Here is a 14,778-nt window from a genome sequence, read left to right as displayed (position 1 = left end):
GGGTTACTTTTCGTTGGAGCGGGCGAGCATCTTCTCGGCCACCTTGCGGGAGTCCACCTCGTAGTTGCCGGCTTTCACCTGCTCCTTAATGGCGGCCACCCGCTGGGCCTGTTCGGCCTGGCGGGCCTGCACCTCGGCGTCGACCTGGCCGGAGATCTCCACCGTATCGCCGGCCGGTTTACCGGTGTGGGGCTTCTTCCGGGCGGGCGCGGTGGCCGTAGGCTGATTCACCTGCTGGACCGGTGCGGTTTGCGGGGCATCGTTTGTTATCTTCATCGAAACCTCTCGATTAATGGAAGGAGTTTACCTGTCTCATGGTAGACGTTTTCTACTCAATATTACAGTGATTTTTGTCTCATCGCCCCTCTCCCCGTGCGTCGTCCGCTTCACCTTCGCGCCCCTGCCGTTTCCTCTCAAGCCCCGCCGGACGCGGGTTCGCGTTCCCCGTCCCATCCCGGCACCTTTCACATTGGAATCCGATTGAATGATTGACATTAAAGATAACTAAGTTATTTTTTGAGAAACCCTTTGCTGACAACATCATACCCACACCGGGACTACATGGAAGCTACCAGAGAGATCTACTGGAACGTCGGGCATGGCGCAACCGGCCCGATGTACTGCCTGGCGGCCGTCTCCCTGGCCCTTTGCGGTTGGGGGATCTGGCGGCGCGTCCCGGTGTACCGGCTGGGGAGGCCCCTCAACCGGCTGGACCGTCTCCCGGAGCGGATCGGGTTCTGGCTGAAGGCCTCCTTCGCCCAGACCCGGGTCCTGCTGGTCAGGCGTCCGGGCACCCTGCACGCGCTTTTCTTCTGGGGATTCCTGCTCCTGTTCATCGGGACCCTGCTCGTCATGCTGCAGGCGGACTTCACCGACCCACTCTTCTTGGTGCGCTTTCTCAAGGGCCCCTTCTACCTGGTGTTCAAGGTGGTCCTCAACACCGCCGGGATCGCCGCCATCGCCTCCTTGCTCGGCTTCGCGATCAGGCGGTACCTTTTCACCCCCATGAACCTGCAGACCGGGAAGGATGACTACCTGAGCCACCTGCTCCTCTTCTCCATCCTGATCACCGGTTTCTGGCTGGAAGGTGCGCGCATGGCCGCCACCGAGCTCAGGAGCAACCCCGCCATCGCCCCCTTCTCCTACGGCGGGCTCGCGGTCGCCAGGCTCCTGGACGGGTGGGACGTTCCCCGCCTCCGCTTTCTGCACCGCGCCCTCTGGTGGTTCCATCTCGGCGTCTCCATGGCCTTCATCGCCCTGATCCCGGTCACCAAGCTTCGCCACCTCTTCCTGACCGGGGTGAATTACCTCTTCACCGACGTGCGTCCCAAGGGGGCCATCGAGACCATCGACCTCGAGGACGAGAGCCGGGAGAGCTGCGGCGTCACCCGGGTCGAGGATTTCAGCTGGAAGGACATCTACGACGCCGACGCATGCACCGCCTGCAAGCGCTGCCAGGACCGCTGTCCGGCCTGGGTGACCGCCAAGCCGCTCTCCCCCATGATCGTCATCCAGCAGGTGGGGGAGGTGGCCTTCGCCCGCCCGCGGGACGACCTGGTGGAAGTGGTGAGCCGCGAGGTCCTCTGGGACTGCACCACCTGCCGGGCCTGCCAAGAGATCTGCCCGGCCAACATCGAGCACGTTAACAAGATCCTCGAGATGCGGCGCAACCTCTCCCTCATGAGGGGCGAGTTCCCCGGCGACGAGGTGCGTGGGGCGCTGGCGAACTACGAGGTGAACGGCAACCCCTTCGGCATGGCCTATGCCCGGCGGGGGGACTGGGCCGAGGGGATCGATGTGGCGGTGCTGGGGGAGGGGGAGCGGGCCGACGTCCTCTATTTTGGCGGCTGCTACGCCTCCTTCGACCGGCGCAACCAGGCGGTCGCCCGCGCCTTCGCCCGCATCTGCTCGGCGGCGGGCATCCGGCTGGCCATCCTGGGGAAGGAGGAAACCTGCTGCGGCGAGCCTCCCCGCAAGCTTGGCAACGAGTGCCTGTACCAGCAGATGGCCCGCGCGAACATAGAGAAGATGCAGGCGCACGGCGTCACCAAGGTAGTGGCCACCTGCCCCCACTGTTACAACACCCTGGTGCGCGACTACCGCGATCTCGGCTTTACCGCCGAGGTCGAGCACCACACGACCTTCCTGCTACGGCTTTTGGACGAGGGGCGGCTTGACCTGCAGCCGGAAGAATTCGCCTGCACCTACCACGACTCCTGCTACCTCGCCCGCTACCGTGACATCGCCACCGAGCCCAGGGCGGTTCTCGCCCGTTCCGGAGCCCGCATTACCGAGATGGCGCAAAGCGGCCGGGAGACCTTCTGCTGCGGAGGGGGAGGAGGGCGGGTGCTGGCCGAGGAGAGGGTAGGTGCCCGCATCGGCGAAACACGTATTTCGATGGCCGCGGCTACCGGAGAGCCGGTCCTGGTAGCCAACTGTCCGTTCTGCCTCACGCTGTTCGAGGACGGCATCAAGACCGGCGGATTCGAAGGGAGAGTGAGGGCCAGGGACCTGGCAGAGGTGGTGGCCGAACGGCTGCCAGCGGTTTCCTGAGCCACAACCAAAGGAGGACATCATGCCACAGGCGACCTATACCCATTCGTTCGGGGCAGTCAGTTGGGCGATCGTGCTGCTTGTCATCGCGTTGATCTTCTTGGTCGTCTACCTCTTCACCCGCAAGAGGGGGAAACCGCCCCATGTCGACAGCAAGGCGGGGGACGAGGGGGAGGATTAGCTGCCGGAAGGGGAGCGCTACGGGAGACAGAGCATGGACAGGGAGCTCACGGTAAATGCGGATTGGGTGCGCGATCAGTTCAAGGGGGATACGCCGTTCTGCCTGGTCGAGGTCCGGCACGCCGGTGACCTCGATCTGGCGGTCATGAAGGCGAAGGGGGCGCTCCGGATGGACAGCGCCGAGTTGACCTCCCGCCTGGAGGAGATTCCCAAGGACCGGACGGTCGTGGTCTATACCACCGCTCCCTGCGACACCCCTGCCGAGCAGCTGGTGGATCTGCTGGCGGGGGCGGGGAGTGTGCGGCCCCGGCTGCTTAGGGGGGGCTTCAAGGCGTACCTGAGCGCAGGACTCCCGGTCGAGGAGATCGGCGAGGGGAGGAACATGACCCGGCTGCGGGGCTACTGAGCCGGGGCGCCGGACACCATGCCGGTCACGAGGTTGACAGCAGATGGAAAATCGCTACCATTAAGCGTGATTAATTTGAGGCCAATGAGTAACTCCTAGCCAAGCGGTGGCCGCAGCCGGTCACCTTCCGCAAAACCGGAAGAGCCCACCGCCCGGCGGGCGGCTCAAAATCACCGGGGAGCCTTCCAGGAGGCTCTACCATCAAGGAGGGAAAAGGGACATGAAAAAGACCACGTGGATGTTGGCGGTACTCTTTATGCTGGCGCTGGCAGGGGGCGCGCACGCCGGCGAACGGGCGGGAGCGGTCTCCGTCTCACCGTATGTCGGCGGGTACGTATTCGACGACGACGACCACAACGGCCAGCAATGGCTCCGGCGCAACCGTCCGACCTACGGTGTCCGGTTAGGCTACGACCTCACCGATAACTTCGAGGCCGAGCTGGTCGGGAGCTATACCCGTGCCGAGCGCGCCTTCGACGACCGTCACTTCAACGTCTGGACCTACCACCTCGACCTTCTCTACAACATGATGCCCCATTCGACGGTGGTTCCCTACCTGGCGGTCGGCGGCGGCGGGATCACGCTCGAGTACCCGCATCCCCACGATCAAGGGACGGACGGCGCCGTCAACGGCGGCCTCGGCTTCAAGTTCTTCTTCACCGACGACCTCGCCCTCAGGATCGACGGCCGCTACATCGTCGACTTCAGCTACAAACGTCTGGACAACTGGGAATACTCCGCCGGCATGACCTTCGTCTTCGGCGGCAACAAGTCGGCCGCCGAAGAAGTCACCCAGCCTGCCGCCGCGCCGGCCCAGCCGACTCCTCCGCCGCCGGCGCCTCCGGCCGGCGAGGCCCCGCTGGCACCGGTCCCGGCCGCCGAGCCGACCCCGGGCCATTACAAGTACTGCGTGACGCTCCACATCGAGTTCGACATCGACCGCGCCCTCATCCGCCCCGAATACCGTGACGAGGTCGCCAAGGTCGGCGACTTCATGAGGAAATACCCCTCCACCACCGCCGTCATCGAAGGGCACACCGACAACGTCGGCACCTACGAGCACAACATGGATCTCTCCCAGCGCCGCGCCCAGGCGGTGGTGGACTACATGGTCACCAACTTCGGCATCGACCGCTCCCGCCTGACCGCCCGCGGCTACGGCTTCTCGCGGCCGGTCGCCGATAACGCCACCGACGAAGGGAAGCAGAAAAACCGCCGCATCGAGGCGGTCATCGACTGCGCCTTTGACGTCAACAAGCTCGAGCCCCCCGAGAAGCTCTGCATGACCCTGGTGATGGATTTCGACACCGGCAAGGCCGATGTGAAACCCGAGTACCGTAACGAGATCGCCAAGGTCGCCCAGTACATGAAGCAGTACCCGGCCACCACCGCCGTCATCGAAGGTCACACCGACAACGTCGGGAACCCGGACGAGAACATGAAACTCTCCCAGGAGCGGGCCGAGAACGTGGTCAACTACCTCGTCGACAACTTCGGCATCGAGCGCTCCCGCCTCTCCGCCAAAGGTTACGGCGCCACCCGCCGCATCTCCTACAACAACACCACCGAAGGGAGAGCCGCCAACCGCAGGATCAACGCCGTCATCGACTGCGTGATCAAGAGGTAGTCCGGCCGGGTCATCAGGTGGGGTGATCCGGTCGGCAAGGTGGAGGGGGCAGCCCCCCCTCCACCTCCTTAATGAGCCGGTGGCCAACCGGCCAGGTTGCCAAACAGCGGCCCATAGCGATATGGGCCATTTTTTTACCCGTATTGGGAGGGGCCCGTCCTCGTTCTCATTATCCTGATATACTAGCCATGAGCCTCTCATTACCAATGCCGCTTCCGTTCCGCGGGCCCTTGATTGGCCCCCGGGCCGGCCGGCACACGAGGAGGGACAGATGAAGGAGACCAGGTTGACCTTGCCGCAGTTATCGCTGATCGCCGCCACCAGGGCCGTCTTGGGAGGGGGGCTCGGCCTGCTGGTGGCCCACCGGCTCACCGACCGGGAGCGGAAGATGGCCGGGTGGATGCTGTTTCTGGCCGGGGTGGTGAGCACCATCCCGCTCGGCCGCATGGTGCTCTCGCACCGCATCCCGAAGCAGAGGTAGCGGGGGCTGGCGCGGTCTACATCGTCTTTAGGTTTGGGAGGATACCGGATGCTAAAACGTAAGCTCGGTCAGCAGGGACTGGAAGTCTCCGCCCTGGGTCTTGGGTGCATGGGGATGTCGTACGCCTACGGCCATCCCGACGATGCCGCCTCGGTGAAGGTGCTCCGCAGGGCGCTGGAGCTGGGGATCAACTTCTGGGATACCGCCGAGATGTACGGTCCCTTCACCAACGAGGAGCTCCTGGGACGGGTGCTCAAGGAATTTCCCCGCCAGCGGGTCATCGTGGCCACCAAGTTCGCCTGGCGCTTCGGCCCCCGCGGCGAACCGTTGGAGCTCGACAGCAGCCCGGCCCACATCCGCCGCTCCCTCGAAGGGTCGCTCAAAAGGCTCGGCACCGATTACATCGATCTCTACTATCAGCACCGGCTCGACCCCAAGGTCCCCATCGAGGAGACGGTGGGGGCGCTCGGCGAGCTGGTCAAAGAGGGGAAGGTACGCTATATCGGGCTGTCCGAAGTGGGGCCGGGGGTCGTGCGCCGCGCCCATGCGGTCCACCCCCTGACCGCGGTCCAGTCGGAGTTTTCCCTCTGGGAGCGGGGCGTCGAGACCACCCTCTTGCCGGTCCTGCGGGAGCTGGGTATCGGCTTCGTCGCCTATAGCCCGATGGGGCGCGGCTTTCTCACCGGCAAGATCCAGAGTGTCAACGACCTCGAGGGGGACGACTGGCGCCGGAAGAACCCCCGCTTCCAGCCGGAGAACCTCCGCCACAATCTGGAACTCGTGTCGGTGATCCGGGAGGCCGCCGCCTCCCACGCGGCCACCCCCGCCCAAGTGGCGCTCGCCTGGGTGCTCAGGAAAGGGAGCGACATCGTCCCCATCCCCGGCACCAAGAGGGTCCGGTACCTCGAGGAGAACGCCGACTCGGTCGGGATCCTCCTCCCCGGCGACGCCTGGGCTGCCATCGACAAGGCCGCCGCCTCCTTCCGGGTGGCCGGGGAGCGTTACCCCGATGAGGCCATGCAGTACATCGACACTACCGAATGATCACCGCCCCGCACCTTGCAGGAAGGAGTTTTGAATGACCTCGCCCACCAGCCAAGAGAGCATCGACCGCCTCTGTATCGATACCCTTCGTTTTTTAGCCGTAGACGCCGTCCAGCAGGCCAACAGCGGCCATCCCGGCCTTCCGCTCGGGGCGGCCCCCATGGCCTACCTCCTCTGGAGCCGCTACCTCAAGCACAACCCCGCCGGCCCCGAGTGGTGGGACCGTGACCGCTTCATCCTCTCGGCAGGCCACGGCTCGATGCTGCTCTACGGCCTGCTGCACCTGGCCGGTTACGACCTCTCCCTCGAGGAGATCAAGCGGTTCCGCCAGTGGGGAAGCCAGACACCAGGGCATCCCGAGCGGGGGGTGACCCCGGGGGTGGAGGTGACCACCGGCCCCTTGGGGCAGGGGTTCGGCAACGCAGTCGGCATGGCCATCGCCGAGGCCCACCTGGCCGCCCGCTACAACCGTCCCGGCTTTCCGGTCATCGATCACTACTGCTACGTGCTGGCGAGCGACGGGGATCTGATGGAGGGGGTGGCTTCGGAGGCGGCTTCGTTGGCTGGCCACCTGAAGCTTGGCAAGCTGATCTGCCTCTACGACGACAACCGGGTCTCGCTGGCCGCCTCCACGGACCTCTGCTTTACCGAGGACCGCGGCGCCCGCTTCCGTGCCTACGGCTGGCAGGTCATCGAGGTTGCCGACGGCAACGACCTTGACTCCATCGCTGCCGCCCTCGATACGGCCCGCGACGACCGCGAACACCCCTCCCTGATCCTGGTCCGCACCCACCTGGGCTACGGCTCTCCCGGCAAGCAGGACTCCTTCGAGGCCCACGGCTCCCCGCTCGGTGTCGAGGAAGTGCGGCGCACTAAGGAGGCGCTGGGGTGGCCGGTCGAGCCCAACTTCCTCATCCCGGAGCTCGCCCTCGCCCGTTACCGGGAGGCGCTGGCCAAGGGGGGGGATGCCCAAGGGAAGTGGGAGGAGACCTTCTCCCGCTACCGCGACGCGCATCCGGAGCTCGCCTCCGAGTTTGCCCGGGTGATGAGCGGCGGGCTCCCGGCCGGATGGGAGGCGTCCCTCCCGGTGTTTCCCCCCGACGGTAAGGGGATGGCCACCCGGGTCGCCGCCGGCAAGGTGCTGAACGCCCTGGCCGGAACCCTCCCCGAGATCGTGGGTGGCTCGGCCGACCTCAATCCCTCCACCTTCACCGCCATGAAGGGGAGGGGGGACTTCGAGAGCGCGGGCCTCACATCCGCCGACCGCCAAGGAGCCGTCGGGGGAGAGTGGGGACCCGCCGGGGCCAACCTCCACTTCGGGGTGCGCGAGCATGCCATGGGGGCGGCGGCAAACGGCATGGCCGCCCACGGCGGCGTGATCCCCTTCGGCGCCACCTTCCTCACCTTCTCCGATTACCTGAGACCGACCCTGCGGCTCGCCGCCCTGGCCCGGCTCAAGGTGGTCCAGGTCTTTACCCACGACAGCATCGGGCTCGGGGAGGACGGGCCGACCCACCAGCCGATCGAGCACCTGGCGAGCCTCAGGGCGATCCCGCACCTGGTGACGCTGAGGCCGGGCGACGCCAACGAGTGCGCCTTCGCCTGGCAGGCGGCCCTTGCCGTCAAGCGCCGCCCGGTTGCGCTGGTCCTCTCCCGCCAGGGGGTTCCCACCCTGGACCGCGGCAAGCTGGCCGGGGCCGAGGGGGTGCTGAAGGGGGGGTACGTGCTCGCCGAGGCCCAGGGAGGAAGCCCGCGGCTCATCCTGATCGCCACCGGCTCCGAGCTCCACCTCGCGGTCGCCGCCGCGGAGCGCCTGCAGGAAGAGGGTATCCCGGTTCGGGTGGTGTCGCTTCCGTCGTGGGAGCTCTTCGACGAGCAGCCCCGGGAGTACCAGGACGCCGTCCTCCCGCCGGCCGTCACCGCGCGGCTCGCCATCGAGGCGGGATCCCCGCAGGGATGGCACCGCTACGTGGGGCTCGCCGGCGCGGTACTCGGGATCGAGCGCTTCGGCGCCTCGGCTCCGGGCGAGGTGGTGATGCGGGAGTACGGCTTCACCGTCGACAACGTGGCCGCCCGGGCCCGTGAGCTCCTGCAGCAGCAGGGAGGGTGATCGTGCGTATCGGGGTGGCTACCGACCATGGCGGTTTTTCGCTGAAGGAGGCCCTTTGCGGCGAGCTTCGCGCCCAGGGGCACCAGATGACCGACTTCGGCGCCTTCGCTCTCGATCCCGGCGACGACTACCCCGACTTCGTCATCCCGCTGGCCCGCGCCGTGGCCTCCGGGGAGATTGAACGGGGGATCGCCATCTGCTCGAGCGGGGTAGGGGCCTCCATCGCCGCCAACAAGGTCCCCGGGGTCCGCGCCGCCCTCATCCACGACGACTTCTCGGCCGCCCAAGGGGTCGAGGATGACGATCTCAATGTGATTTGCCTCGGGAGCCGGGTGGTGGACGAAAGACGCGCCCTCGCCCTGGTCTCCCTTTTCCTGGCCGCCCGCTTCAGCGGTGCCGAACGGCACCGCCGCCGTCTCGCCAAGGTGGCCGCACTCGAGAGGGAGGTGTCATCGCCATGAAACAGAATCCTCTTCTCAAATTGCAGGGCTTCGGCCAGAGTGTCTGGCTGGACTTCCTGAGCCGTGGACTTTTGGTCTCGGGAGAGCTCGTCTCCCTCATCCAGCAGGACGGGGTGAGCGGGGTGACCTCCAATCCGGCCATCTTCGAAAAGGCCATCGCCCACGGCTCGGACTACGACCGCGCCATCACCGAGCTCGCCCGCGAGGGGAAATCGGCCGCGGAGATCTACGAAACCCTGGTGGTGGAAGATATCCGCATGACCGCCGACCTCCTCCTGCCGCTCTACCAGCGGCTCGAGGGGAGAGACGGCTTCGTGAGCCTCGAGGTCTCCCCTCTTTTGGCCCACGACTCCGGCAAGACCATCGAGGAGGCGCGCCGGCTCTGGCAGCGGGTGGACCGTCCCAACCTCTACATCAAGGTCCCCGGGACCGGGGAGGGGCTCATCGCCATCGGCGAACTGATCCGCGAGGGAATCAACGTCAACGTGACGCTGCTGTTCGGGCTTGAGCGCTACCGGGCGGTGGTGGAGTCGTACCTCGACGGGCTTTCGGCCCGCGCCGCCCACAGCCTCCCGCTGGAGAAGGTATCCTCGGTGGCGAGCTTCTTCCTGAGCCGTATCGACGTGGTGGTGGACCCCCTGCTGGACCGGTTGATCGAGGAGGGGGGGCGCCGGGGCGAGATCGCGCTCTCCCTTAGGGGGCAGACCGCCATCGCCTGCGCCAAGCTCGCCCACCAGATCTACCGCGAGACCCTCTCCGACGATCGTTACCTCGCCCTGGCCGGCCGCGGCGCGCGTCCCCAGCGGGTCCTCTGGGCGAGCACGGGAGCGAAGGATCCCTCGTTCTCGGACGTCAAGTACGTCGAGCCGCTGATCGGCCCCGACACCATCAACACCATGCCGATGGAGACCCTGGCCGCCTACCGGGACCACGGCGATCCCTCGCCGCGGCTCGACCAGGGGGTGCCGGAGGCGATGCAGGTTTTGGAGCGGCTCCCCGAGCTGGGGATCGATCTCGATGCGGTCACCAGGCAACTCGAGGATGAGGGGGTGGAGAAATTCAGGCACCCCTTCGAATCCCTCGCCGCGGTGCTGGAGGAGAAGCGCCAGGCCGCCTTGAAGTAGGGGAAGGGACCGGCTCCGCCAGGTGCCGGTTCCTCGCTAGGGAAGGGTGCCGGCACCGCGCCGGGACCTGAAGAGACACGGAGAACGGGGAGGGACGGATGCAACTCGGAATGGTCGGTCTTGGGAGGATGGGAAGCGAGATGGCGCGGCGCCTGATGGCGGGCGGTCACCGGGTGGTGGTCTTCGACCTCTACCCCGCCTCGGTGGAGGCCCTGGTCCAGGCCGGTGCCACCGGTGTCACCACCCTGGCCGACCTCGTCAAGAGGCTCGAGAAGCCCCGGGCCCTCTGGCTGATGCTCCCCGCCGCGGTGGTGGAGGAGACCCTGGCCTCCCTGATCCCGCTGTTAGAACCCGGGGACGTGGTGGTCGACGGGGGGAACTCCCACTTCCATGACGACCTTAGTCGCTCGGCCCGGCTCAGGGAGCGGGGGATCCACTACCTGGACGTCGGGACCAGCGGCGGCATCTGGGGCCGGGAGCGGGGATACTGCCTGATGATCGGCGGCGATGCCGAGGCAGTGGTCAGACTGGAGCCGCTCTTCGCCACCCTCGCCCCGGGCGAGTCGGCGGCTCCGCGCACCCCGGGAAGGGAAGGGGAGCCTGCCGCCGGCGAAAAGGGATACCTCCACTGCGGCCCCTCCGGCGCCGGCCACTTCGTGAAGATGATCCACAACGGGATCGAGTACGGGATGATGGCTTCGCTGGCCGAGGGGTTCAACATCCTCGAGCAGGCCGATGCCGGGACCAGGCCGCGGGCGGCCGACGCCGAGACGACGCCCCTTCGTCATCCCGAGTACTACCGGTACCAGTTCGACCTTCCCGCCATCTCCGAACTCTGGCGCCGGGGAAGCGTCATCTCCTCCTGGCTCCTCGACCTCTGCGCCTCATCTCTTTTGCAGAGCCCCGACCTGGCCCAATTCACCGGGAGCGTGGCCGATTCCGGTGAAGGACGCTGGACGCTGACCGCCGCTATCGACGAAGGGGCGCCGGCCCACGTGCTGAGCGCGGCGGTGTTCAACCGCTTCGTCTCCCGCGGCCAGGGCGACTTCGCCGACCGCCTCCTCTCCGCCATGCGGGCCGGCTTCGGCGGCCATGGCGGGAAATCCGCCCCCGCCGATGGAGATGCGCCATGACCCTCACCGCTTCCGACGCCTTCGTCTTTTTCGGCTCCACCGGCGACCTCGCCTACAAACAGATCTTCCCCGCTCTCCAGGGGCTGGTGGTCAGGGGACACTTCGACGTGCCGCTCATCTGCGTCGCCCGCTCCGGGTGGAACGTCGAGCGGCTCAAGGAGCGGATAAGAGATAGTCTCGTACACCGCGGGGGAGTCAACGAGGAGGCCTACCAGAAAATGGTCGCCCGCCTCTCCTACGTCGACGGCGACTACGGGGATCCCGCCACCTACCAGAAGCTCTGCACCGCCCTCGGGGAGAGCGTCCGTCCCCTCTACTACCTCGCCATTCCTCCCAGCATGTTCGCCACCGTGGTCGAAGGACTCGCCGGGACCGACTGCCTGCGTGAGCCGCGGGTGGTGGTCGAGAAGCCGTTCGGCCGCGATCTCGCCTCCGCCCGGGAGCTCAACTGTGTCCTCCTCTCCGCCTTCCCCGACTCCGCCGTCTTCCGGATCGACCATTTCCTCGGCAAGGAGCCGGTGCAGAACATCTACTACACCCGCTTCGCCAATTCGATCCTGGAGCCGCTTTGGAACCGCAACTACATCTCCTCGGTCCAGATCACCATGGCCGAGGAGTTCGGGGTGAACGGGCGGGGGAAATTCTACGAGGAGGCGGGGGCCGTGCGCGACGTTCTGCAGAACCACCTCCTGGAGATCGTTGCCTACCTGGCGATGGACCCCTCGGCGGGGGATCATCCCGACGCCATCCGCGAGGAGAGCGCCCGCCTTTTGAGCGCCGTCAAGCCCCTGGACCCTGCCCACGTGGTGCGGGGACAGTTCCGGGGGTACCGCTCCGAGCCTGGCGTCGCCCCCGATTCCTCCGTGGAGACCTTCGTCGCCGTCCGGCTCTTCATCGACACCTGGCGCTGGGCCGGGGTTCCCTTCTACATCAGGGCCGGCAAATGCCTCCCCGTCACCTCCACCACGGTGACCGTCTCCTTCAAGAGGCCCCCGCGGGAGACCTTCGGGGAGATCGTCCCCGCCTTCTCCAATCACCTCCGTTTCCGGCTGAGCCCGGACGTGCTGATCGGCCTCGGCATCCGGGTGAAGGTCCCCGGCGAGCGGAGGGTCGGGGAGGACGTCGAGCTGGTGGCCGCCCAGAGCGAGGGGGACGCCATGCCCCCCTACGAGCGGCTTTTGGGAGACGCCATGCGGGGGGACACCTCCCTCTTCGCCTCGGAAGGATCGGTCGAGGCACAGTGGCGCATCGTCGACCCCATCCTCGGTAACGTTACTCCTCTTTATTTCTACGACCAGGGAAGCTGGGGGCCTGCCGAAGCCGACCAGGTCATCGCCCAGGACGGCAGCTGGTACAACCCCGCGCGGGTGGAGCCGGCCGTCTGTCCCCCCGCCGGAAGGTGAATCGATGCTGACGGTTTATCGCGACAAAGAGGCCCTGAGCCGGGCCGCGGCCGCCATCTTTGGCGAAGCCGCCCGCTTGGCGGCGCGCAGGAAGGGGCGTTTCAACGTGCTCCTTTCCGGAGGCGAGACGCCGCTTCGCTGCTACCGGCTGTTGGGGGAGGAGCCATGGCGGGGATCGGTCCCGTGGGAGGCGGTACAGATCTTCTGGGGGGACGAGCGCTATGTGCCGTACGCCGATCCGCGGAGCAACTTTGGGACCTTCCAGCGCACCGTGCAGGATTATTGGCCGGTAGGCGATCGCCAGCTCCACCCGGTTCCCTTCCGGGATTCCGCCGAGGCCTCCGCCCTTGCCTACGAGGAGGAGCTGAGAGGAGAGTTCGGCGGCGCAAGGCCCGCCTTTGACCTCGTTTTCCTGGGGCTGGGGGCCGACGGCCACACCGCCTCCCTTTTCCCGGGAAGCCCCGCGGTGGAGGAGAGCTCCCGCCTGGTCACCTCGCTCTTTCTGCCGGAGCAGGAACTCTTCCGCGTTACCGTCACGCTGCCCCTGTTGAACGAGGCGGTGCTGGCCGTTTTCCTGGTTTCCGGCGGCGACAAGGCCGCCATCCTTCATCGGGTGCTGGCTCCCGGGGACGGGGTTCCTCCGCTTCCGGCGAGCAGGGTTCACCCCGGCAAGGGAGCGGTGCGCTGGCTGGTCGACCGGGATGCCGCCCGCCAACTGAGCAGTCCCCCCACCGCCGCCGGTACGCCAGGCGGGACCGGCTCAAGAGAGGGTAATCAAAGATCATGACCTACCGGGAGCTCAAAGCGGCGCTGGCCGTCTTCGGCCTCGAGGAGCGGGCCACGCTGGCCGACATCAAGAGCCGCCACCGGGAACTGGTGAAGCGGTACCATCCCGACACCGGTCAAGGTGAGGACGACCCCGCCCAGATCCGCAAGATAAACACCGCCTACCAGGTGCTGATGGAGTACCTCCAGTCGTACCGTTTCTCGTTTTCCGAGCAGGAATTCTACGAACAGAACGCTGACGAGCGTCTGCGCCGCCAGTTCATGGACGACATGCTATGGGGAGGCGGACGCGTACGGGAGGAACCGGATGCTTAACTGCGAAATCGCCATGAGGGCCGCTGAGACTATGATCGACCACCTGCTGAAGGGTGCCTAGCCGACCGAGGCGCAACTTCACCGCTGCGTGGAGCTTCTCGAGGTGGGACTCCAGGAGGTGGCCCGCCCGCACATCGCCTGGGGAGAGGGGAACATCCGGATCATCAGGGAACAGTGGCCCGAGCAGCGTTGCGCTCAGGCACTCGACTACGTCAGTCAGGAGCTGGTGGCGCGGTCGGCGGAGGCGGGTGAGAACATCCTCGAGGAACTTTTGGACCGCTACGAGCGGTCGCACCCGCTGCCGGGGGAGAGTCAAGGGGATCATCGCTGATCCCCGGCTGCTCCTACTGCTTCTCCACACCCTGGTTCTCCTGGGGAGGAGGCTCTTCCGGGAGCGGACGGAGGGTTTCGCAAAAAGAGTTGCAGCCATCGGTCCTCTGGATGCAGTCGACGTCGCGGGCTTTCTGGGCGGCGGGGTCGTCGCCCTGGGTGGCGTTCATGCAGTCATAGCTCTCCTGGGCGCAGCGTGCCCGGCACTCCAGGTAATCCTCGGCGGATACTTCGGACGGCTGGACCGCCATCAACGGTACCAGGGCCAGGAACGCAAGCATGGTTTTCATGGGTGTCTCCTTGAGGATGGATGAAGCGGCCGTTTGGTTGACCCAAACGAAGTGTGCTCCTGCAAGGGTACCATCGATAGGTCCGGTAACAAGGCACAGGCGGCACCGGTTCCGGCGGTCTTGCGGTGTGTGGACTTTTTCTCCGGCCGTCGGAAAATTTTCCAAAACTGTCAAAATAATGTCGAATATGGCGAACCAGCCCGAAAAGTGCATAAAAAAAACCGCTACGAACCATCGCGGTCATCCATGCGGCTCCGCAATCCACATTTAGGTGGAAAAACCTGTGGATAACTTTCCGTTCCAGGCCCCTATCTGTCCCAATCAGGTGACATTTTAACTTTTTGCCTAAAATTTGTGCAATTGGTTCCGTCAAAAACTCAGCATTTCAAAACCGTTTTCTATGCAAGGAGTTTCCCTGTCTGGGCCCATGCGGCATCCCCAGCTCCCTGGGGAGAACGTGGCGATGGATCGCGGTTTCCGCGGGAGGAATTTTGGTCCGGCGGAAAAGTGCCGGGGGGCCGGGGCGGGAAACAAC

16 protein-coding genes are annotated in these 14,778 nt (G+C 66.0%); 14 read left to right on the top strand and 2 right to left on the bottom strand.

Features of this window, described 5'->3' with window-relative positions:
* Positions 1-3: 3 nt before the first annotated feature.
* Positions 4-294 carry a flagellar biosynthesis anti-sigma factor FlgM gene (gene flgM, locus L4X63_RS21520; protein WP_350339210.1) on the bottom strand — a complete coding sequence of 97 codons (291 nt, stop codon included), beginning with the start codon at positions 292-294 and terminating at the stop codon, positions 4-6.
* 267 nt (positions 295-561) lie between these two features.
* On the opposite strand from flgM, the gene L4X63_RS21515 reads away from it, so the two are divergent.
* From L4X63_RS21515 to L4X63_RS21450, 14 genes are all read left to right on the top strand, one after another.
* Complete coding sequence (locus L4X63_RS21515) at positions 562-2,553, top strand: heterodisulfide reductase-related iron-sulfur binding cluster (protein WP_250680725.1); 1,992 nt, start codon at positions 562-564, stop codon at positions 2,551-2,553.
* A 22-nt stretch (positions 2,554-2,575) separates the two neighbouring features.
* Positions 2,576-2,734: a hypothetical protein gene (locus L4X63_RS21510; protein ID WP_250680724.1), complete on the top strand. Its 159-nt coding sequence runs from the start codon at positions 2,576-2,578 to the stop codon at positions 2,732-2,734.
* Between the two features lie 33 nt (positions 2,735-2,767).
* Positions 2,768-3,139: a rhodanese-like domain-containing protein gene (locus L4X63_RS21505; protein WP_250680723.1), complete on the top strand. Its 372-nt coding sequence runs from the start codon at positions 2,768-2,770 to the stop codon at positions 3,137-3,139.
* A gap of 220 nt (positions 3,140-3,359) precedes the next feature.
* The gene (locus tag L4X63_RS21500) at positions 3,360-4,766 is read left to right on the top strand and encodes an OmpA family protein (RefSeq protein ID WP_250680722.1); all 1,407 of its coding nucleotides are present in this window, start codon (positions 3,360-3,362) and stop codon (positions 4,764-4,766) included.
* A 271-nt stretch (positions 4,767-5,037) separates the two neighbouring features.
* Entirely contained in the window at positions 5,038-5,247 is a 210-nt protein-coding gene (locus L4X63_RS21495) for a hypothetical protein (RefSeq protein WP_250680721.1), read from the top strand.
* A 48-nt stretch (positions 5,248-5,295) separates the two neighbouring features.
* A complete protein-coding gene (locus L4X63_RS21490) occupies positions 5,296-6,291 on the top strand; it encodes an aldo/keto reductase (protein ID WP_250680720.1) in 996 nt (331 codons plus the stop codon).
* 34 nt (positions 6,292-6,325) lie between these two features.
* Positions 6,326-8,401, top strand: coding sequence for a transketolase (gene tkt, locus L4X63_RS21485; RefSeq protein WP_250680719.1), 2,076 nt, complete (start codon positions 6,326-6,328; stop codon positions 8,399-8,401).
* Between the two features lie 2 nt (positions 8,402-8,403).
* Positions 8,404-8,862 (top strand): RpiB/LacA/LacB family sugar-phosphate isomerase, encoded by a 459-nt coding sequence (locus L4X63_RS21480; protein WP_250680718.1) that lies wholly within the window; start codon positions 8,404-8,406, stop codon positions 8,860-8,862.
* The gene (gene tal / locus L4X63_RS21475; RefSeq protein ID WP_250680717.1) at positions 8,859-9,986 is read left to right on the top strand and encodes a transaldolase; all 1,128 of its coding nucleotides are present in this window, start codon (positions 8,859-8,861) and stop codon (positions 9,984-9,986) included. Before L4X63_RS21480 ends, tal begins: the two co-directional genes overlap by 4 nt.
* Positions 9,987-10,084: 98 nt before the next feature.
* On the top strand, positions 10,085-11,119 hold the full coding sequence (gnd, locus tag L4X63_RS21470; RefSeq protein WP_250680716.1) for a phosphogluconate dehydrogenase (NAD(+)-dependent, decarboxylating): 1,035 nt from the start codon (positions 10,085-10,087) through the stop codon (positions 11,117-11,119).
* On the top strand, positions 11,116-12,522 hold the full coding sequence (gene zwf, locus L4X63_RS21465) for a glucose-6-phosphate dehydrogenase (protein WP_250680715.1): 1,407 nt from the start codon (positions 11,116-11,118) through the stop codon (positions 12,520-12,522). Before gnd ends, zwf begins: the two co-directional genes overlap by 4 nt.
* Before the next feature lie 4 nt (positions 12,523-12,526).
* Positions 12,527-13,309 (top strand): 6-phosphogluconolactonase, encoded by a 783-nt coding sequence (gene pgl / locus L4X63_RS21460; RefSeq protein WP_250680714.1) that lies wholly within the window; start codon positions 12,527-12,529, stop codon positions 13,307-13,309.
* The gene (locus L4X63_RS21455; RefSeq protein WP_250680713.1) at positions 13,306-13,623 is read left to right on the top strand and encodes a J domain-containing protein; all 318 of its coding nucleotides are present in this window, start codon (positions 13,306-13,308) and stop codon (positions 13,621-13,623) included. Before pgl ends, L4X63_RS21455 begins: the two co-directional genes overlap by 4 nt.
* An 88-nt stretch (positions 13,624-13,711) precedes the next feature.
* Positions 13,712-13,954: a hypothetical protein gene (locus L4X63_RS21450; protein WP_250680712.1), complete on the top strand. Its 243-nt coding sequence runs from the start codon at positions 13,712-13,714 to the stop codon at positions 13,952-13,954.
* Positions 13,955-13,967: 13 nt separating this feature from the next.
* On the opposite strand, the gene L4X63_RS21445 is transcribed toward L4X63_RS21450, so the two are convergent.
* Entirely contained in the window at positions 13,968-14,243 is a 276-nt protein-coding gene (locus tag L4X63_RS21445; RefSeq protein ID WP_250680711.1) for a hypothetical protein, read from the bottom strand.
* Between the last annotated feature and the right edge of the window lie 535 nt (positions 14,244-14,778).

The sequence above is a fragment of the Geomonas sp. Red32 genome, from assembly GCF_023652955.1.
GTDB lineage: Bacteria > Desulfobacterota > Desulfuromonadia > Geobacterales > Geobacteraceae > Geomonas.
The sequence above is the reverse complement of the archived record's forward strand: the minus strand, read 5'-3'. Positions and strand labels throughout refer to the sequence as shown.

Bases quoted from the DNA above. Each gene is read 5' to 3' on its own strand.
- L4X63_RS21515 (WP_250680725.1), top strand. From the start codon at position 562: ATGGAAGCTACCAGAGAGATCTACTGGAACGTCGGGCATGGCGCAACC.
- L4X63_RS21510 (WP_250680724.1), top strand. From the start codon at position 2,576: ATGCCACAGGCGACCTATACCCATTCGTTCGGGGCAGTCAGTTGGGCG.
- L4X63_RS21505 (WP_250680723.1), top strand. From the start codon at position 2,768: ATGGACAGGGAGCTCACGGTAAATGCGGATTGGGTGCGCGATCAGTTC.
- L4X63_RS21500 (WP_250680722.1), top strand. From the start codon at position 3,360: ATGAAAAAGACCACGTGGATGTTGGCGGTACTCTTTATGCTGGCGCTG.
- L4X63_RS21495 (WP_250680721.1), top strand. From the start codon at position 5,038: ATGAAGGAGACCAGGTTGACCTTGCCGCAGTTATCGCTGATCGCCGCC.
- L4X63_RS21490 (WP_250680720.1), top strand. From the start codon at position 5,296: ATGCTAAAACGTAAGCTCGGTCAGCAGGGACTGGAAGTCTCCGCCCTG.
- tkt (WP_250680719.1), top strand. From the start codon at position 6,326: ATGACCTCGCCCACCAGCCAAGAGAGCATCGACCGCCTCTGTATCGAT.
- tal (WP_250680717.1), top strand. From the start codon at position 8,859: ATGAAACAGAATCCTCTTCTCAAATTGCAGGGCTTCGGCCAGAGTGTC.
- gnd (WP_250680716.1), top strand. From the start codon at position 10,085: ATGCAACTCGGAATGGTCGGTCTTGGGAGGATGGGAAGCGAGATGGCG.
- zwf (WP_250680715.1), top strand. From the start codon at position 11,116: ATGACCCTCACCGCTTCCGACGCCTTCGTCTTTTTCGGCTCCACCGGC.
- pgl (WP_250680714.1), top strand. From the start codon at position 12,527: ATGCTGACGGTTTATCGCGACAAAGAGGCCCTGAGCCGGGCCGCGGCC.
- L4X63_RS21455 (WP_250680713.1), top strand. From the start codon at position 13,306: ATGACCTACCGGGAGCTCAAAGCGGCGCTGGCCGTCTTCGGCCTCGAG.
- L4X63_RS21445 (WP_250680711.1), bottom strand. From the start codon at position 14,243: ATGAAAACCATGCTTGCGTTCCTGGCCCTGGTACCGTTGATGGCGGTC.